Source organism: Pseudomonas sp. Pseu.R1, assembly GCF_045764065.1.
Taxonomy (GTDB): Bacteria; Pseudomonadota; Gammaproteobacteria; order Pseudomonadales; family Pseudomonadaceae; genus Aquipseudomonas.
Map to the genome: position 1 here is coordinate 656,686 of NZ_JBJGEE020000001.1, position 20,118 is coordinate 676,803.

13 protein-coding genes are annotated in these 20,118 nt (G+C 60.4%); 7 read left to right on the forward strand and 6 right to left on the reverse strand.

Annotated elements, in window-relative coordinates:
• On the forward strand, positions 1–678 hold the full coding sequence (alkB, locus tag ACI5GA_RS03145; RefSeq protein ID WP_421425429.1) for a DNA oxidative demethylase AlkB: 678 nt from the start codon (positions 1–3) through the stop codon (positions 676–678).
• 76 nt (positions 679–754) lie between these two features.
• Here the strand turns inward: alkB and ACI5GA_RS03150 are convergent, their stop codons facing one another.
• The 4 genes from ACI5GA_RS03150 to gnd are packed head-to-tail and all read right to left on the reverse strand — an operon-like array spanning position 755 to position 5,938.
• Complete coding sequence (locus tag ACI5GA_RS03150; RefSeq protein WP_421421666.1) at positions 755–2,566, reverse strand: glycoside hydrolase family 15 protein; 1,812 nt, start codon at positions 2,564–2,566, stop codon at positions 755–757.
• A gap of 42 nt (positions 2,567–2,608) precedes the next feature.
• Positions 2,609–3,427, reverse strand: coding sequence for an HAD family hydrolase (locus tag ACI5GA_RS03155; RefSeq protein WP_421421669.1), 819 nt, complete (start codon positions 3,425–3,427; stop codon positions 2,609–2,611).
• A complete protein-coding gene (gene zwf, locus ACI5GA_RS03160; RefSeq protein WP_421421670.1) occupies positions 3,424–4,947 on the reverse strand; it encodes a glucose-6-phosphate dehydrogenase in 1,524 nt (507 codons plus the stop codon). The genes ACI5GA_RS03155 and zwf overlap by 4 nt, the downstream gene beginning before the upstream one ends.
• Positions 4,948–4,960: 13 nt before the next feature.
• A complete protein-coding gene (gene gnd, locus ACI5GA_RS03165; protein ID WP_404632471.1) occupies positions 4,961–5,938 on the reverse strand; it encodes a phosphogluconate dehydrogenase (NAD(+)-dependent, decarboxylating) in 978 nt (325 codons plus the stop codon).
• Between the two features lie 314 nt (positions 5,939–6,252).
• Between gnd and ACI5GA_RS03170 the strand changes: the two genes are divergently transcribed.
• Together ACI5GA_RS03170 and ACI5GA_RS03175 are read left to right on the forward strand one after the other, a co-directional pair.
• Complete coding sequence (locus ACI5GA_RS03170; RefSeq protein ID WP_404632473.1) at positions 6,253–6,426, forward strand: DUF6026 family protein; 174 nt, start codon at positions 6,253–6,255, stop codon at positions 6,424–6,426.
• 332 nt (positions 6,427–6,758) lie between these two features.
• Complete coding sequence (locus ACI5GA_RS03175) at positions 6,759–8,504, forward strand: phosphoethanolamine transferase CptA (RefSeq protein WP_404632475.1); 1,746 nt, start codon at positions 6,759–6,761, stop codon at positions 8,502–8,504.
• Positions 8,505–8,663: 159 nt separating this feature from the next.
• Here the strand turns inward: ACI5GA_RS03175 and ACI5GA_RS03180 are convergent, their stop codons facing one another.
• Positions 8,664–10,217 (reverse strand): TerC family protein, encoded by a 1,554-nt coding sequence (locus ACI5GA_RS03180; RefSeq protein ID WP_404632477.1) that lies wholly within the window; start codon positions 10,215–10,217, stop codon positions 8,664–8,666.
• A gap of 509 nt (positions 10,218–10,726) precedes the next feature.
• Positions 10,727–11,218, reverse strand: a complete 492-nt coding sequence (locus ACI5GA_RS03185; protein WP_404632479.1) for a GNAT family N-acetyltransferase — start codon at positions 11,216–11,218, stop codon at positions 10,727–10,729.
• Between the two features lie 601 nt (positions 11,219–11,819).
• Here ACI5GA_RS03185 and glgA point away from each other — a divergent pair.
• The 4 genes from glgA to ACI5GA_RS03205 are packed head-to-tail and all read left to right on the forward strand — an operon-like array spanning position 11,820 to position 20,101.
• A complete protein-coding gene (gene glgA, locus ACI5GA_RS03190; protein WP_421421673.1) occupies positions 11,820–13,406 on the forward strand; it encodes a glycogen synthase GlgA in 1,587 nt (528 codons plus the stop codon).
• A gap of 26 nt (positions 13,407–13,432) precedes the next feature.
• The gene (gene treZ / locus ACI5GA_RS03195; RefSeq protein WP_421421675.1) at positions 13,433–15,247 is read left to right on the forward strand and encodes a malto-oligosyltrehalose trehalohydrolase; all 1,815 of its coding nucleotides are present in this window, start codon (positions 13,433–13,435) and stop codon (positions 15,245–15,247) included.
• Complete coding sequence (malQ, locus tag ACI5GA_RS03200) at positions 15,237–17,306, forward strand: 4-alpha-glucanotransferase (protein ID WP_404632485.1); 2,070 nt, start codon at positions 15,237–15,239, stop codon at positions 17,304–17,306. Before treZ ends, malQ begins: the two co-directional genes overlap by 11 nt.
• Positions 17,303–20,101, forward strand: a complete 2,799-nt coding sequence (locus ACI5GA_RS03205) for a malto-oligosyltrehalose synthase (RefSeq protein ID WP_421421678.1) — start codon at positions 17,303–17,305, stop codon at positions 20,099–20,101. The genes malQ and ACI5GA_RS03205 overlap by 4 nt, the downstream gene beginning before the upstream one ends.
• Positions 20,102–20,118: the final 17 nt, after the last annotated feature.

Sequence of the window (20,118 nt, forward strand, 5' to 3'; positions counted from 1 at the left end):
ATGCGACGTATAGGCACAACACCCACGACGCCCGACCTGTTCGCCGACGAGGCAGCGCAACCCTCGGCGGCTGAGCGGATCGGCCCTCAATCGTTCGTCTATCGCGGCTTTGCCTTGTCCTGGGTGGACCGTTTGCTGCCTGCGCTGGAATCGGTCCTGACCCGCGCCCCTTTCCGTCACATGGTCACGCCGGGAGGCCACACCATGTCAGTGGCACTGAGCAGTTGCGGGCGCTTTGGCTGGACCACCGACCGCAACGGCTATCACTATTCTCCCACCGATCCACACACGAGCCTGCCTTGGCCCGAAATGCCCGCAGTCTTCCTCGAATTGGCGCACAGCGCGGCAGAAGCGGCAGGCTTCAAGAATTTCATCCCCGATGCCTGTTTGATCAACCGCTACATTCCAGGCGCAAAACTGGCGCTGCATCAGGACAGGGACGAGCGGGATTATCAATGGCCGGTCGTATCGGTGTCGCTGGGCATTGCCGCAATGTTTCTCTTTGGCGGCCATGCGCGTAGCGATGCCACGCAGCGCGTGCCGCTGTTTCATGGCGATGTCGTGGTCTGGGGCGGTGAGGATCGCTTGCGCTATCACGGTGTGATGCCGATCAGGCAGGCCGAGCATCCGCAGCTGGGTGAGCAGCGGATCAACTTCACCTTTCGCAAGGCGGGTTGAACGCACTCGGTCCCGGCCCCACTCCAGCGGTGACGCTCCCACAAGTCAGGCTCTGTACGAAAAGTTTTTGTGAACCTCAATCTTGTGCGCTCTGCGCCGCCCGAGCTTTCACCGGGCACACCACCCGGTGCAGGTTCAGCGCGGTGTTGATGATGCCGATGTGGCTGAAGGCTTGCGGGAAATTGCCCAGCATGCGGCCGGCGCGAGGGTCGTATTGTTCGGCGAGCAAACCGACGTCGTTGCACAAGCCGCACAACCGGTCGAACAGGTCACTGGCCTCCTGCTCCCGACCTTGCAGCACGTACACATCCGCCAGCCAGAACGAGCACACCAGAAACGTCCCTTCGCTGCCCGACACGCCATCGACGCTGCGCTCGCTGTCGTAGCGCAATAACAAGCCGTCCTGCATCAGCGTTTTTTCAATCTGCGCCACCGTGCCGGTGACCCGTGGATCATCCACTGGCAGAAACCCGGTCAGGGCAATCTGCAACAGACTCGCATCCAACGCCTTGCCGCCATAGGTCTGGACGAAGCTTCCCAACTCCGCGTCGTACCCATGAGCACAGACGTCGGCATGAATGTCGTCGGCTATTTGCCGGTAGTGCCGCCCTCGCTCGCGCTCTTGCGGGTTGTCACTGCGCACAAGCACCCCGGCGTTGCGATCAAACGAGACCCAGGCCATGACCTTGGAATGGGTGAAGTGCCGAGGTTCAGAGCGGATCTCCCAGATTCCGGCATCCGGCAAATGCCAGACACTTTCCAGAAACGGCATGATGACTTTCTGAATTTCCGTGCTGCGGGGCAAACGCGGCAGGCCACTTTTCAGGGCCTGGGTCATGGCGTCGGCCACTTCTCCGTAAACGTCCAGTTGCATCTGAGTGGCAGCCGCGTTGCCAATTCGCACCGGGCTGGAATGCTCATAACCGCTCAGCCAAGGCAGTTGATACTCAGGCAAGCGCCGCTCGCCCCCCAGACCGTACATGATCTGCACTTGCTCAGGATTCCCGGCCACAGAGCGCAACAGCCAGTTACGCCACGCCGTCGCTTCTTCGTAGTAACCCAGGTTCATGAACGCCAGCAACGTCATGGTCGCGTCGCGCAGCCAGCAGAAGCGGTAATCCCAGTTGCGCTCCCCACCTAGCTGTTCCGGCAGCGACGTCGTGACGGCGGCAACAATGCCACCGGTGGGCGCGTAGGTCATGGCCTTGAGGGTGATCAGGGAACGCTTGACCTGATCGCTCCAAGGGCCAACGTCCGGGCAGCGATCAGAGAACTCGCGCCAGAAGACCTCCGTCTGCTGAAGCGCCTGCTCGATGTCGAACGCCTCGTGCACCGGCTCATGGGACGCTTGCCAGCCCAACGCAAATCCCAATCGCTGGCCCGCCTCGACGGTGAAACGGCTTTCGGTGTGATGGTCCATCGGGTGCAATTCGGTGGGCGTGCGCAGCACCAGCATGTCAGGCCCGGCCACAGCGGTCAGGGTGTGAGGCTCACGTTTTTCCACCCACGGCACGGTGCTGCCGTAGTCGAAGCGGATCGCCAGGTCCATGGAAAACGCCACGCGCCCTTCCAGACCTACGATGATTCGGACCACACTGTTTTCGACGTCCATGGGCATGAAATCCAGCAGCATCGCGCGACCAGAATCCGTGGTGACGAGGGTTTCCAGAATCAGCGTACCGTCACGGTATTGGCGTCTAGACTCGTACTGCGCGTCTGTGGGTGCGATCTTCCAGCGACCGTTGTCGCTGTCGCCCAACAAGGCGGCGAAACAGGCAGGGGCGTCAAAGCGCGGAAAACACAACCAGTCCAGCGACCCATCGCGGGCCACCAGCGCTGCAGTGCGGCAATTGCCGAGCAGCGCGTAATCCTCAATCAATACAGCCATGGGGTGATGTGACCTCCTGGTGTATACAAAGGCATTGCCCGCTCAGCGCGGCAAAATGTAACGGCCGATGGCCGTGGCCAGCCCATCCTCCAGATTGCTGCCGGTGACGTAATGGGCCTGGGTTTTGACCACGGTCTCCGCCTGCCCCATTGCAATCGACAACCCCGCGCGCAGAAACATCGCCACATCGTTGCCCGCATCGCCAATGGCAGCGGTTTGCGCCAGAGGAACACCCAGCGCCTCGGCGATCGTCGCCAGCGCAGAACCCTTGTTGGCATCCAGCGCCGTCACGTCGAGGTAGTAGGACTGAGAGCGAGCCGCCCGTGCGGTGTCGGCGATCAGCGGGTTGAGTCGGCTCTCCAGACGCTTGAGCAGCTCGAAGTTCTTGCTGGCGGCGACGATCTTGTCGATGCGTTCGATGTACTCATCGAAATGCGTGACCTGCACGAAGTCATAACCCAGGGTATGGCGTTCATGCTCGACATAATCCCCTTGGGGGTCGAGCAGCAGCCACTGATCGTCGGCGAACACCCACACCGAGACCTCTTCTGCGGCGAACAGCTCTAGGCTGGTGCGCGCCGCAGCAGCGTCGATGCGATGCGCCCTGAGCAGGCTGCCATCAGGATTGACGATATTGGCACCATTGAATCCTACGGTCGGCAGGTCGATGCCCAGGGCTTCGATCTGCTGGCGCATGGCGCGCGGCGGTCGACTGCTGGCAACCGAGAAGTGAATCCCGGCCTCCCGCAGCCTGCGCACCGCCTCGATGTTGGCTTGGCTCAGGCTGTGATCGGGGCGCAACAAGGTGCCATCGATGTCGGACAGCATGAAACGGATGAGGGGTTGCGACGCTTCACTCATCCCAGGCGTTGCCAGTGATAGCCATCCCGCGCCAGCAACTCATCAGCCGCCACCGGACCGTCTTCGCCCGCCTTGTAGAATTCGACATGCGGATCCTTGGCCCAGGCGTCGATGAACGGCTGAACGGCACGCCAGCCGTTCTCGATGTTGTCGGCTCGCTGGAACAGGGTCTGATCCCCGGTCAGACAGTCGTAGATCAGGGTTTCGTACCCGGTCGACGGCTGCATCTCGAAGAAATCCTTGTAGGCAAAGCCCAGCTCGATGGTTTGCATGTCGAGGGTCGGCCCCGGCTTTTTCGCCTGCAGGTCGAACCACATACCTTCATCGGGCTGAATCTGGATCTTCAGGAAATTGGGCTCCACCCGATCCACATCGGTGTCGCGAAATTGCGCGTATGGCGCAGGCTTGAAACAGATGGCAATCTCGGTGTCACGCACGCTCATGCGCTTGCCGGTGCGCAGGTAGAACGGCACGCCGACCCACCGCCAGTTGTCCACCATCACCTTTAGCGCCACGTAGGTTTCCGTGTTGCTGTCCGGTGCCACCCGGTCCTCTTCACGGTATCCGGCAACGCTCTTGCCGCTGATGGTGCTCTCGGTGTATTGACCGCGCACCGAGTTGGCCAACGCCTCCATTTCCGACCAGGGCCGGATGGCACCAATGACCTTGGCCTTCTCGCCCCGGACCGCGTCCGCGCCGAACGCAGCGGGTGGCTCCATCGCCACCATCGCCAGCAACTGGAACAAATGATTGGGCACCATGTCCCGCAACGCGCCCGTGGTTTCGTAGAAACTGCCTCGCGTCTCGACCCCCACCGTTTCAGCAGCGGTGATCTGCACATGATCGATGTAGTGATTGTTCCAGAACGACTCGAACAACCCGTTGGAGAAACGGCTGACCAGAATGTTCTGCACCGTTTCCTTACCCAGGTAATGGTCGATCCGGTAGATCTGTTTCTCGCTCATCACCTTCAGCAAGCAGTTGTTCAGCGCCACGGCACTGGGCAGATCGTGGCCGAACGGCTTTTCGATCACCACGCGCCGAAAGTAGTCATCACTTTCCACCATCAGGCCCGACGAGCCGAGCCGTTTGGTCACTTCACTGAAGAAGCGGGGCGCGGTCGCCAGGTAGAACACGGCGTTTTGCGTGCCGGTACTCTGGATTTTCTCGTCGATGGCCGTATAAGTGCCGTCGTCGAGAAAATCCCCGGTGATGTAGGTGATTCGCTTGGCCAGGCTGCCCCATAACGCCGGGTCCAGAGGCTCGTCTCCACCCTGGGCGACCTTGTTGGCCGCCTCTTTGCGAATGAAATCTTCCAGCTTCTGCGCGAACTCGGCGTCGCTGACCGTGTTGTGGTCAACGCCGACGATGTGCAGGTCCTCACCCACCAGCCCGTCACGGAACAGGTTGTAGAGTGCTGGCATCAGCAACCGCTTGACCAGGTCACCGTGGGCGCCGAACAGGAACAGCGTGGTCGCCGGGGCGACCGGGGCTTTCTGCTTGCTGCGGGATAAACCCATGGGGGAGGCTTCCTTATTTAGGTTCTTTGTGGCCACCAAATCCGAAACGCATGGCCGAGAGCATTTTGTCGCCGTAGGTACTTTGTTGACGGGAGCGGAAACGCGCGAACAGCGAGCTGGACAGTACCGGAACCGGCACAGCCTGTTCGATGGCCGCTTCGATGGTCCAGCGACCTTCGCCGCTGTCGGCAACGGAGCCGGAGTACGCGTTGAGTTGTGGGTCGGTAGCCAGCGCGTCAGCAGTCAGGTCCAGCAGCCAGGACGACACCACGCTGCCGCGACGCCAGACTTCGGCGATATCGCCCATGTTCAGGTCGAAACGCTGGTCGGCAGGCAGGCTTTCCGAGTTCTTGGTCTTGAGGATGTCGAAGCCCTCGGCGAAGGCCTGCATCATGCCGTACTCGATACCATTGTGAATCATCTTGACGAAGTGACCGGCACCCGGCGGGCCTGCATGGATGTAGCCTTGTTCGGCGCGCGGGTCAGCATCCTTCGCGCGATCTTTGGTGCGCGGGATGTTGCCGATGCCGGGGGCCAGGGTCTTGAACAGCGGGTCGAGACGATCGACGACTTCGGTTTCACCGCCGATCATCATGCAGTAGCCACGCTCCAGGCCCCAGACGCCGCCGGAAGTGCCGACGTCGACGTAGTGCAGGTTCCTGGCCTTCAGTTCGACCGAACGACGAATGTCGTCTTTGTAGTAAGTGTTGCCGCCGTCAATGATCACATCGTCCGGCTCCAGCATTCCGGCGAGTTCGTTGATGGTGTCTTCCGTAGGAGCGCCGGCGGGCAACATGACCCAGACGGCACGAGGTTTCTCCAGTGCAGCGACCAGTGACTTGAGGTCATTGGCTGGCGTCGAACCTTCGTTGGCGAGCACGGTGCGAGACTGCTCATCGCGGTCGTAGACCACTGTGGTGTGGCCATCGAGCATCAGTCGGCGCGCGATGTTACCGCCCATGCGGCCAAGTCCAACAATCCCGAGTTGCATGTAAAGGTGCTCCTTAAATCGAAAACAGGGGTGCCTCATTTTATAGCCCAGTGCCGCTTATTGGGTTAGTCCGGAGAGGCAAACGAAGGTTTCCCGGTGAAAATAGTTTCATCTTGGTGCGTTAACCAGCTCTAAATCGCCGTTCGTCGCTGGAGGCGCACCTTAGCGACAATTCAAAAATAAAAAGTTCCCTTTTGCGTCAAAAGAAATCAGAATCCGCGCCGACAAAGGTAGGAAGCATAGGCAAGTCGTGTAGCGATGCCGCATTGCTTGAACCTTAAGACGTTGAATCCCGCCATTTGCGAGGTGAAGCAATGGGCACAGTACTACCGGCAAACGCTCCACAGACCTTGTACGTTACCGTTCGTCGCGACGAGCTGCGCCAGCTCAAGGAAGAACGTGACCAGTTGCACAAGAAGGTCGCTCAACTGACGCTGATGTTGCAACACGCTCAACTCGCAAGCCAGGGCACTGCGCTGCCGGCCTGATTGATCCCCCGCCGTGTCTAATGAGAGGCAAGCCTGATTCGCTGGCTTGCCCTTCTGCAACATCTCCCTCCCCAGCCTCGAATTTTCTGACCTGTTGATCGACTTCTTGTCGGACTCGACATATCCGGTATCGTTCCGCCCCCCCTTGCCACATGCCGTTCCTGGCCTTCAACACACCGCTCACGCTGCGCTCACGTTTTTTTCACGTATCCAAAAACATACTCCCGCCCCTCTGTAGAGCGTCTCTTGAGCTGCCCAGCCACGCAGTTCGCGCTCTACGACCCACGCGGCGGCCAAAGGGTCGCCCGAAAGATCCATAGCGGGAGCGCCTGATGGCAACAACGAAACGGAGCACCACGACTCCGAAAGGCTTCGACTGGACTGGCCTGATCTGGCTGTTCGTCTTCTTCTGGTACTTTTCCGGCATCACCCAACTGTTGATTCAACTGACCGGCATCACCGGCTTCTCCGGGTTCCGTCAGGCATTCGTGATGAGCGGCATCTGGCTGGCACCGATGCTGCTGTTCCCCAACAAGACCCGAATCATGGCCGCCGTTATCGGTGTGGTGCTGTGGGCCTGCTCGATGGCCAGCCTGGGTTACTTCTTCATTTATCAGCAGGAGTTCTCGCAAAGCGTCATCTTCATCATGTTCGAATCGAACATCTCGGAAGCCGGCGAGTACATGACCCAATACTTCGCCTGGTGGATCGTTCTGGCCTTCGTCGCCCATACCGCATTCGCGATCTTCCTGTGGACCCGCCTGCGCCCGGTGTACATGCCGCGAGGCCGCGCGCTGGTCGCCGCAACCGCGTTGTTGGTGGCGATTGTCGGCTACCCGCTGGCCAAACAAATGTCTCGCTTCGACACGACCGAAGCCGGCCTTGAAGCCTTCGAATCGCGCATCGAGCCCGCCGTGCCCTGGCAAATGCTGGTGGCCTATCACCGCTACACCCAGCAATTGAACAGCATGCAGGACATGCTCACCACCAGCAGCAACATCGCGCCGCTGAAAAACCTCAAGGACCAGCAGGCAGGCTTGCCGACCACGCTGGTGCTGGTGATCGGCGAATCGACCAACCGTGGCCGCATGCATTTATATGGCTACCCGCGGCAGACGACGCCAAACCTGGACGCGATGAAAGACGAGTTGCAGGTCTTCAACAATGTCATCACGCCGCGCCCCTACACCATCGAGGCATTGCAACAGGTACTGACCTTCGCCGACGAAGAAAACCCGGACCTGTACCTGAAAACCCCGTCCATCGTCAGCGTGATGAAACAGGCCGGTTACAAGACCTTCTGGATCACCAACCAGCAGACGATGACCAAACGCAATACCATGCTCACGACCTTCTCCGAGCAGGCCGACGAGCAGGTGTACCTGAACAACAACCGCAACCAGAACGCTCGCCAGTACGATGGCGACGTACTGGAACCGTTCGCCAAGGCGTTGACCGACGCAGCACCGCGCAAGCTAATCGTCGTGCACCTGCTGGGCACGCACATGAGCTATCAGTACCGGTATCCGCAGGAATACGAGAAATTCACCGGGCGTGACGGCGTCCCGGCAGCCATCGACGACAGCAAACTTGAGTTGTACAACAGCTACGACAATGCGGTGCTGTACAACGATTTCGTGGTATCGAGCCTGATCAAGACCTACAGCAAGGCCGACCCGAATGGCTTCCTGCTGTACCTGTCGGACCACGGCGAAGACGTCTACGACTCACCCGGCCATGACACCCTGGGTCGCAACGAGGCCAAACCGACGATTCCGATGTACACCGTGCCGTTCATTGCCTACGCCTCGCCCAAATGGCGTGAAACCCACAACTGGAACTTTGACAGCATCCACAACCGCCCCTATAGCAGCTCCAACCTGATTCACACGTGGGCGCAACTGGCGGGTCTGAGCTTCGATGAACTGGACACTACCAAGAGTTTGGTCAGCTTCGACTTCGTGGCACGTCCGCGCTTGATCGGTGATCCGTATGCTCAAAAAGGTTTGAGTGATTTTGCGGTGATGGAGAAGACCGCCAAGCAGGAAAACCCAACGCCCGAAGTGGCTGCCAAGTAATAACGCAGTGAGCACCAAGGGAGGGCTCTTTGTTTGACCTCGACCTGTGGGAGCCGGCTTGCTGGCGAACGCGATATTTCAGTTAACTATCAATGACTGACACGCCGCTTTCGCCAGCAAGCCGACTCCCACATTGGAACGGGGCGGGCAGCGAAGTCGTTACACGCCCGCCTTGCGCAACAACACCTGCGTCACCCGCCGCTCTTGCACCTGAACCACCTTCAGGTCCCAACCGTCGCACTGCACCTGATCACCGACCACCGGCAAACGGTCCAGCAGGCTCATGATCAGCCCTGCCAAGGTTTGATACTCATCACTGGCAGGCGCCCTGAAACCGATGCGCTCACGCAGATGGCTCAGGTTCATGGCGGCATTGGCCAAAACACCCTCCCCCTCCTCGACCAGATCCGGCGCTTCGGCCTCACTGGCATCCGGCAGTTCACCAGCAATGGACTCCAAGATGTCGGTCATGCTCAGAATGCCGACAAAATCGCCGAACTCGTTGACCACAAATGCAATGTGCGTCGACTCGGCGCGCATCTGGTCCAGCGCGTTGAGAATCGAGAAGCTATCCAGCAGGTTGATCGCGTTGCGGGTCAGGTGCTCAAGGTTGGGTTCAGCGCCCGCCAGCAGGGCGTTGAGAAGTTCCTTTTTATGCACGAAGCCCAACGGCTCTTCCACGCGGCCATTACGGATCAGCGGTAAACGCGAGTAGGACGACGCCATCAGTTGCTGACGGATCTGTGTTTCATCGTCCGCCAAGTCGATCATGTCGACGTCGTTGCGCGCGGTCATCACGGTGCGAATCGGGCGCTGCGCCAGTTGCAGCACGCCACTGATCATCACCCGCTCGCGACGCTCGAACACCGGTTCTTCACTGTCGCCTTCCAGCATGTCGACGATGTCCTCGCCCACCTCTTCCACACCCGGCTTGCGGCCGCCCAACAGACGCAACACGGCATGTGCCATCCGTTCACGACGCGGCAAATTCCCTTTCAGGCTGCGTTTGCGCCGCGAGCGGGCAATCTGGTTGAACACCTCGATGAGGATCGAGAAACCGATCGCCGCGTACAGGTAGCCCTTGGGAATATGAAAACCCAGGCCATCGGCGGTCAGACTGAAACCGATCATCATCAAGAAGCCCAGACACAGCATGATCACGGTAGGGTGGGCATTGACGAACGCCGTCAGCGGCTTGCTGGCAACGATCATGATGGCAATGGAGAACACCACAGCGATCATCATCACCGACAGTTCATCGACCATGCCCACGGCGGTGATCACAGCGTCGAGCGAGAACACCGCATCGAGTACCACGATCTGCGCGACGATCGGCCAGAACAGCGCATACGTCGTGCTGCCCGAGTGTTGAGCGACCTGGCCTTCCAGTCGTTCATGCAACTCCATGGTGGCCTTGAACAGCAGGAAAATGCCGCCGAACAGCATGATCAGATCACGCCCGGAGAAGCTTTTGCCGAAGACATCGAACAGCGGTTCGGTCAGGGTCACCATCCACGAAATACTGGCCAGCAGGCCAAGGCGCATGATCAACGCCAGCGACAGGCCCAATACACGGGCGCGGTCGCGCTGCTCCGGTGGCAGTTTGTCGGCAAGGATGGCGATGAACACCAGGTTATCGATACCCAGTACCAGTTCCAGCACGACCAGGGTCAGCAGGCCAAGCCATGCTGTGGGGTCCGCAAGCCATTCCATGGGTCAGTGTTTCCTTGTCAGAGGCAAGACAACGGGCACAGCAAAGCGCGACACACGTGAACGCGGGTCGGCAGCAGGGATCGTCATCGAGGGGAAGCGCGACGCGGCGCCACGGATAGAGAGAAAGGCATCACTGTTCAAGGAACAGGAGGGGCAACTGGGAGGTTCCAGTGAAGGAGACATGAGGGTCCTGAAATCAATACGGGAGGCGATCCTACATCGCCCTCTGAATCGTCTTACAGGATAGAACTGTTACAAATGTTTTGGATGGTGTTGCTCGGGCAACAGCTTTCGTCGGAACGCCGCCCGCACCAAGGCGGCTCCCACAAGGATCGCGCCAAGCCTAAATCTCGTGTCCGACGCAGAAACTGTGGGAGCCGGCTTGCTGGCGAAGGCGTCGTGTCAAAAACATTAACGTTGACTGACACGCCGCATTCGCCAGCAAGCCGGCTTCCTACAAAGACTGCGCACCACCAGTGCCAGTCGTTGTGCTCTTTCCTGAAGCAGCCTTAAAGCGCCTTTTGCCAGAACAGCGCACGGCCCATCTGCGGGTCGAGTTGGTAATCAGAGAAGCCCATCTTGCGGTAGGCGCCTTGCGCCACTTCGTTGCCTTCGAGCACTTCCAGCGTGATTTTGCAGCAACCGCGCTGACGGGCGATTTCTTCGACCTTGGCCAACATTTTCTGGCTGATGCCCTGACCACGCGCCGAACCGATCACGACCACATCGTGAACATTCACCAGCGGACGGCAGGCGAAGGTCGAAAAGCCTTCGAAGCAATTGACCAGCCCGACCGGCTCGCCGGAGATGAACGCCAGCACACTGAACGCGTGGGGACGCTTGGCGAGTTCAATCGCCAGTTGCTCACGGGTGTCCAGCGACAGGGACTGCCCACCGCCCATGGCGTCTTCAGCGTATTGATTGAGCAGGAAACCGATGGCTTCCGCGTGAACCGGGTTGCTATAGCTGGCTTGCAGGACCAGCACCTCAGGGGCTTGCATTGACTTCCTCTACCTCGGGGGTTATCAGGCAATGGATTGAACATCCGACTGCCGCGTGGTCCGGATTCTACCGTGGTGTGCACTAAAAGATCCCGAGACAAAAGTAGGAATTTTCTCGCCATGCACAGGAATCGGTCTCTGCTGCACCGAGAAAAGGCGACACGAGACAGAGCGTGACCGACCAGTCGCGAAAAACCCACGAACAGCTATGCTCCTCCAGCCACTATGGCTCGATTGTCGAACAATCCGACCGACGGTTTGAAACATCGGAATACGATGCTTGATGCGCCAGAACAGCGCATTCAGCTGTCAGGAAGATTCTGTAGTGATGTGCATTTTTCCCTACAAAAAACCGCCATGCCGCATGCCAGACATTTCCTTGAAAAAAAGTCGAAACTTCTGGCGATCGCCATGGGTCAGGTGATTAGAGCGCCTATGCTATTGGATGAAGCCCGAGCAGAGGCCGCTTTCACCCTGTCCTTCACTATGCAGTCGGTAAATGGGTATCGATTTTGCGTAGGTCTTGTGTGCCTGGCCATAGGACATGGCCAATTACAACTCAAGTGCTGTACCAACACTGCGTATCGAATGGGAGAAAACGATGATTAGTGCCGCTGTCAAAACCCAGAAGGGAGAGAGTTTTAATCAGCCGGCCAGCGAGCTGACCCATCTGCCGGTCTTCGCAACGACGAGCGCACCTGTGCTGCAACTGCCCCCTGTACAACCAGGCATGTCCATGGCGAGCCGGAAAAAGATCCTGTTCGTCACCTCGGAAATGGCCGATCTGGTGAAAACCGGCGGACTGGGTGATGTGTCTGCTGCACTGCCGCGCGCCATGCGCCACCTGCACGATGTACGCGTGCTGATTCCCGGCTATCCACAGGTCATCAATAGCGGAAACCCGATTCACATCATCAGCCAACTGAGCGGCCATGCCGCACTGCCTCCCTGCAAGATCGGCCGTATGGACATGAAAGACGGCCTGGTCATTTATGTGCTGATCTGCCCGGAGCTCTATGAGCGCGAAGGTACGCCGTATGGCGACAACCATGGCCGCGACTGGTCTGACAACCACATCCGTTTCGCCCGCCTGGGCCTGGCCGCTGCCGATTTCGCAGCCGGTGCCGTGAAAACCCAGTGGTGCCCGGAGCTGGTCCACGCCCACGACTGGCCTGCCGGTCTGGCCCCTGCCTACATGAAGTGGCGCGGGCAGAACACGCCGAGCATTTTCACCATTCACAACCTGGCCTACCAGGGTTTCGTCAGCACCGCGTCGAGCCGCGAACTGGGCATTCCCGATGAAGCGCTCGGGCCGGACGGCATGGAGTTCTACGGTCGTCTGTCGTTCATCAAAGCGGGCATGGCCTATGCCAGCCACATCACCACCGTGAGCGCCACCTATGCGAAGGAAATCACCACCCCGGATTTCGGCTGCGGCCTGGAGGGATTCCTGCAAAGCAAGGCCAATCGCGGCCAGCTAAGCGGCATTCCCAACGGCATCGATGAAAGCTGGGACGCGGCCACCGACGACCACCTGATCTGCAACTTTGCCCCGAACGAGTGGACGCGCAAGGAGATCAACGCCGACCACGTACGTGAGTTGTTCGAGCTGGAACCCTCCACCGGCCCTCTGTTCGCCGTGGTGTCGCGTCTGGTCTATCAGAAGGGCCTGGACCTGACCATCGGCGTGGCTGAGCACATCGTCAACAACGGCGGCCAGATCGCGATCATTGGCCGTGGCGAGCCGGATGAAGAAGACGCCATGCGCGCCCTCGCCGCCCGCTTCCCCGGTCAGATCAGCGTGCGTGTCGGTTTCAACGAAACCGACGCCCGTCGCATGTTCGCGGGCAGTGACTTCCTGCTGATGCCCTCGCGTTACGAGCCCTGCGGCCTGAGCCAGATGTATGCCCAGCGCTTCGGGTCGCTGCCGGTGGCCCGTCGTACCGGTGGCCTGGCGGACACCATCGAGGACGGCTGCACCGGTTTCCTGTTCGACGAATCCACTGTGGAAAGCTACACCGAAGCGCTGACTCGCGCCTTCAACGTGTTCGCTAACCCGACGCTGCTCAACGCCATGCGTTGCCGCGCCATGGCCGCGCCGTTCGATTGGCACAAGGCCGTTGAACCCTACGCTGATCTGTACCAGGAACTGCTGAAAAAGAACGTGGGGACTGCACTGCATTATTGATTCATGAACCGAAAAAGGGGTAACGGATGCCTTCGCGCACGGATGAGAAGTGGCGCCACGGCGCCGTCTTGCTGGATCCCGAACACACCCGGTTTGCCCTTTGGGCACCGGACGCCTACCACGTCAGCGTCGAGATAGAAGGAGGGCCTTCACGGGCCCTGCTCCCGCAGGAGGACGGCTGGTTTGTCCTGGAAACTCGATGTTCGGCAGGCTCACGCTACCGCTACAAAATTGATGAAGACCTTCTCGTACCTGACCCGGCTTCCCGGGCTCAGGTCAGCGAGGTGCATGGCGCCAGCGTGGTCGTCGATCCGCACGCCTATTCATGGCAGCACGCGGGCTGGAGCGGACGGCCCTGGCATGAAGCGGTCATTTATGAGTTGCATGTCGGTGCCCTCGGCGGCTTTGCCGGGGTGGAACAGCGCCTGCAACATCTGGTGGACATCGGCGTCACCGCCATCGAACTGATGCCCATCGCGCAGTTCCCTGGCAACCGCAACTGGGGTTACGACGGTGTACTGCCCTATGCACCGCAGTCCTCCTATGGCACGCCAGAGCAGCTCAAGCACCTGATCGACACCGCCCATGGCGTGGGTCTGGCAGTGATTCTCGACGTGGTCTACAACCACTTCGGCCCGGACGGCAATTACCTGGGCCGCTATGCCAAACACTTCTTTCGCAGCGACAAGAAGACCCCGTGGGGCGATGCCATCGATTTTCGTCGTCGGGAGGTGCGCGACTTCTTCATCGACAACACCTTGATGTGGCTACAGGACTATCGCTTCGACGGACTGCGTTTCGATGCCGTGCACGCCATCGAGGACCCGACCTTCCTTAAGGAGCTAGCCGAGCGTGTTCGTCAGGACATCCCGCCGACGCGCCACGTCTGGCTGATGCTGGAGAACGAGTTCAACCAAGCCCATCGCCTGGAACAGGGCTACGACGCGCAATGGAATGACGACGGCCACAACACCCTGCACGTGTTGCTGACCGGCGAAACGGACGCCTACTACACCGACTTCGCTCAACAACCGACCCATAAACTGGCGCGCCTGCAGGGAGAAGGGTTTGTGTATCAAGGCGAACCCACTCGCCACGGGCACACCCGAGGAGAACCCAGCGCGCATCTGCCGCCCACCTCATTCGTGCTGTTCTTGCAGAACCACGACCAGATCGGCAACCGCGCGCTGGGCGAGCGATTGGTGCAACTGTGCGCCCCGCAAGCCTTGCAAGCGGCCACTGCTCTGCTGCTGCTGTCGCCGATGATCCCGTTGATGTTCATGGGGGATGAATGGGGCGCCTCCGAGCCATTCCTGTTCTTCACCGATTTCCATGACGAACTGGCCGATGCCGTGCGCGAAGGTCGTCGCGGGGAGTTTGCCGATTTCGCCGCGTTCGCCGACCCGGCCCAGCGCGAGCGGATTCCCGACCCCAACGCCTTGCAAACCTTCGAGGCCTCACGCCCGGCTTTCGATGCCCTGCTGCTGGAAACCGACAAGGGCCAGGACCACCGCAACTGGCTGGCGCTCTACAAAACCCTGCTGCAAGTTCGCCAGGATCACCTTGTCCCGCGCCTGAAGGGGGCGAGAGCGTTGGGCGCTGAGGTACTGGCCGACAAGGCTGTCAGCGCGCGCTGGAAAATGGGCGATGGTTCGGTGCTGCGCATCGACCTGAACCTGGGCGCTCACGCCGTGGAAATCGACCCGCACCGCGTGCAACAGGTTCTTCATGAATCACACCCAAAATCGGCAGAACTTTCCCAACGCGGCACCCTCAATCCCTACACGGCCATTGTCAGCCTGATATCGAGTGATGTGGTGGAGGAACAGGATGAGCAATGACCCACTGGAAATGCTGGCCGCTGAGGCCGGACTGTCAGTCGACTGGAAAGACGCCAACGCCCGCCCGCAACGGGTCAGCCCCGCGGTACTGCGCAAAGTGCTCGACGGCCTGGGCTACCCGGCCGAAAACGACGCCCAGATCGCCGAGAGCCTGAGACGCCTGCAAAGCGAAAGCCTCTCGGCCACCCCGCCACCGCTGTTGACGGTGGACCACGGCAGCAATCTGGACCTATCGGCGTGGTTCAAACCCGAGACGCCCTTCGTGCTGGAGCTGGAAGACGGCTCGCGGCTCGACGCCAAACTGACCGCCAACGCCGAGTTGCCCGCACTGGCGACCGTGGGCTATCAGCAACTGGCCATCGACGGCCAGCACCTGACCATTGCCGTCGCACCCAAAACCGCCTACACCCTGGCGATGGCCAGCGACGTCAGCGTGCCGCGCACCTGGGGCCTGACGCTGCAACTCTATTACCTGCACCGCGAAGGCGATGGCGGCTTTGGCGACACCCAGGCGCTGGAAGCCTTCGTGCGCTCGGCGGGTGAACGCGGCGCGGCAGCCGTCGCGATCAGCCCCGTGCACGCGATGTTCGCCAACGACAGCCAGAATTTCAGTCCTTACTCCCCGTCTAGCCGCTTGTTTCTCAACGCCCTGTATGCAGCTCCCGGCGCCATTCTTGGTGAACGCGCTGTCCGCGCGGCCATTGAACAAACCGGCCTGAGCGAAGAGCTGCATCGCCTCGAAACCCTGCCCTTGATCGACTGGCCCGCTGCCGCTGCCGCCAAATGGAAGCTCTATCGCGCGCTGTACGCAGCGTTCATCGGCGGCGCTCATCCGCTGCACGAGGACTTCAACAGCTTCCGCCATGCCGGTGGCGAAGCGCTGGAAAATCATTGCCGTTTCGAGGCCCTGCGTGACCAGCGCGAAACCCTGGGCATCAGTGGCAACTGGCATGAATGGCCTGAGCAGTACAAGAACCCGCGCAGCAAGGCCATCGACACCTTCGCGGCCCTGAACAGCGCGCAGATCGGTTTTCACGCCTTCGCTCAATGGTTGATCGCGCGAGGGCTGGAACGGGCGCAGACCGCCGCGAAAAGCAGCGGCATGAGCATCGGCCTGATCGGTGATCTGGCGGTCGGCGCCGACGGCGCAGGCAGCCAGGCCTGGAGCCGTCAGGACGAACTGCTCTCGGCACTGACCGTGGGCGCGCCGCCCGACATCCTCAACCGCGCAGGCCAGAGCTGGGGCATCTCGGCATTCTCACCCACGGGGCTCAAACGCAACGGTTTCCGCGCCTTCATCGAAATGCTGAGGGCCAACTTCGCCCACGCGGGCGGTCTGCGCATCGACCATGTGATGGGCCTGCAACGGTTGTGGGTCGTGCCGCTCGGCTCGCCTCCCAGTGAGGGTGCGTACCTGAATTACCCGCTGGACGACATGCTGCGCCTGCTGTGCCTGGAATCCTGGCGGCACAAGGCGGTGGTCCTCGGCGAAGACCTGGGCACCGTGCCTGACGGCCTGCATGAGAAGCTTTCCACTCGCGGCATTCTCGGCATGCGCGTGCTGTTGTTCGAACAGGACAACGGCCACTTCAAACCGATCATCAAATGGTCCGACGACGCGCTGGCGACCACCAGCACCCACGATCTACCAACCCTCACTGGCTGGCTCAGCGAGCTGGACATCGACTGGAACAAAACCCTCGGCCATATCGATGACGACACCGAGCGTCACTGGCGTGAAGGCCGTGAACGAGAATGTCAGGGTTTGCGGGCTGCGCTGCGGCAGAACTACGGCATGCATGACAGCAACGACAGCGACATCATCGACGGCAGCGTGCGTTATCTGGGCCACACCCGCGCGCCGCTGGTGCTGCTGCCCATCGAAGACGCGCTCGGGGTCGAGCAGCAGGCCAACCTGCCGGGCACCATCGACAGCCACCCCAACTGGCGGCGACGGTTGCCGGGGGACAGTGCCACATTGCTGGACAGCGCCAATGCCACCCGGCGGCTGGAAATCCTTGCACTGGCGCGGCGCCAAGCAGCGGAGCGTGATCAATGAGTGCTTCCGTCAACCCCCCGCTCAAGTCACTGCGTGCCACTCAACGCCTGCAATTCCACAAGGACTTCACCCTCGACCACGCCACGGCGCTGGTCCCCTACTTCGCGGCACTGGGCATCAGCCATCTTTACGCGTCCCCCCTGCTCAAGGCCCGCGCCGGTTCGATGCACGGCTATGACGTAGTCGATCCACGCATCATCAACCCCGAGCTGGGCGGTGAACCCGCGCTACGGCGTCTGGTGGCCGAACTGCGCAAGCACGGCATGGGGCTGATTCTGGACATTGTGTCCAACCACATGGCCGTCGGCGGCGCGGACAATCCCTGGTGGCTGGACCTGCTGGAATGGGGGCAACGCAGCCCGTATGCGAAGTTCTTCGATATCCAGTGGAACTCCCCTGACCCGCTGCTCAAAGGCCAGTTGCTGCAACCGTTTCTGGGTACCGATTACGGCACCGCGCTGCAAAACGGTGACGTGCCGCTGCGCTTCGATGCCGAGCAAGGCAGCTTTCGCGTCGAGCACTACCAGCACCACTTCCCAATCAACCCTGGCACTTACACGCCGTTGTTGAAGGCGGCGAAAAGGCCGGAGCTGGATGAGCTGGCCGAACGCTTCGCACACCTGGACAGCCAGCCTGACGCCTATGAACTGGCATTGATTGCCAAAGCGGATCTGGCCGCGTTGGTCAAGGCCAATCCGGCGTTGGCCGAGGCCATTGAAACCGGTCTGGCGCAGTTCGACTCCCGCGAGCCGCAGGGCTTCAAGCGTCTGCATCAGTTGCTTGAGCGCCAGGATTATCGCTTGGCCAGTTGGCGCACTGCAGGCGATGACATCAACTGGCGGCGCTTCTTCGACATCAACGAACTGGGCGGACTGAAGGTGGAGCGCTCGCAAGTGTTCGAAGCCACCCACGGCAAGATTTTCCAGTTGATCGCCGAGGGCCTGGTGGACGGTTTGCGTATCGATCACATCGACGGTCTGGCTGATCCGCGCGGTTATTGCCGCAAGTTGCGTCGACGCGTCGACAGTCTGCTACGCCTGCGCCCGAAAGGCACAGAGCTGAACCATGTGCCGATCTTCGTCGAGAAGATTCTTGGCGCTGACGAACAGGTACGTGCCGACTGGAACGTTGACGGCACTACCGGCTACGAATTCATGAATCAGGTCTCGCTGCTGCAACACGACCCGAAAGGTGAATCGGTGCTCGGCGAGCTATGGAGCCGCATCAGCGGGCGCACCGCAGACTTCAACCAAGAGGTGCGCGAGGCCCGCGATCTGGTGCTGCACGGCACTCTCGCCGGGGATTTCGAGAACCTCGCCCAAGCCTTGCTGCAAGTGGCGCGCAGTGACGTCATGAGCCGCGACCTGACCCTCGGTGCGATCCGCCGTGCATTGTTGGCGCTGGTGGGCAACTTCCCGGTCTATCGTACGTACATCACCGCCTGCGGGCGCTCGGATGAAGACGAGCGATTCTTTCAGCAGGCCATGGAGGGTGCACGAGCCACCCTCAGCGAAGGCGACTGGCCAGTGCTGGATTACCTGGCTCGCTGGCTTGGCGGCGAAAGCCTGCGTGATTACCCTACAGGTCCGTTGCGTGAGATGCGTCGCAAGGCGTGCAACCGCTTCCAGCAACTGACCTCCCCGGTGGCGGCCAAGTCGGTGGAAGACACCTCGTTCTACCGCAGTGCCGTGCTGCTCTCACGCAACGACGTGGGCTTTCATCCGCAACATTTCAGTGCACCCGTCGAGGCATTTCATGCGGCGTGCGTCGAACGCGGTGCACACTTCCCGAATAACCTGCTGACCACCGCCACTCACGATCACAAGCGCGGTGAAGACACGCGAACACGTCTGGCCGTGCTCAGCGAACATGCGCCGTGGTATGCCGAACAGGTCGAGCGCTGGCTGCAATTGTCCGCGCCCTTGAAGACCGGCGAGACACCGATCAGCCCTGGTGACGAGTTGATGCTGTACCAAGCGATTCTTGGCAGTTGGCCGCTGAACATGGAGGGTGAAGGCGCTTTTGAGGACTACGCAAAACGCCTCACCCAATGGCAGGAAAAGGCCCTGCGCGAAGCCAAATTGCACAGCAGTTGGAGCGCGCCAAACGAGGCTTACGAGACGGCGTGCCGCGAGTTTCTGCAGACACTGCTGCTAAGCCCTGACGCCCTCGCTTTGCGCCAGTCCATCGGTGCCACAGCTAACCGGATTGCCCCGGCGGGCGCCTTGAACAGTCTGGCGCAAACTTTGCTGCGAATGACCGTGCCCGGTGTCCCTGATCTGTATCAGGGCACTGAATTCTGGGACTTCAGTTTGGTGGACCCGGACAACCGTCGTCCGGTGGATTACCCCGCTCGCCAGCGCGCGCTGACCGACGCCACGCCGCTCACCGAGCTGCTCGCCCAGTGGCAGGACGGCCGCATCAAACAGACGTTGATTGCGCAGGTGCTCATGCTGCGCAATCAACACCCGACCCTGTTCAGTGACGGCCACTATCAACCCCTTGAAGTGATCGGTGAAAAAGCCGCCCACGTCATGGCTTTTGCCCGGATAAAGGAGGATCAGCGGGCTATCGTTGTGGTTCCACGTTTGCCGGCTGAACTATTGGGCACCGCGCAAACTCCATTCATCAACGCGGCAAATTGGGGCGATACAAGAATCATCCTGCCGTTCGCTGATTCGAATCCAAATTGGAAGGGACTTTTTGCGCAAGCTACAGTCACAACCAACAAGGAATTGTCGCTCAGCGCAGCGCTCAAGGATTTTTCCGTCAATCTGCTTTTTCAAACCTTGTAATACCTGGGAGTGTCGAG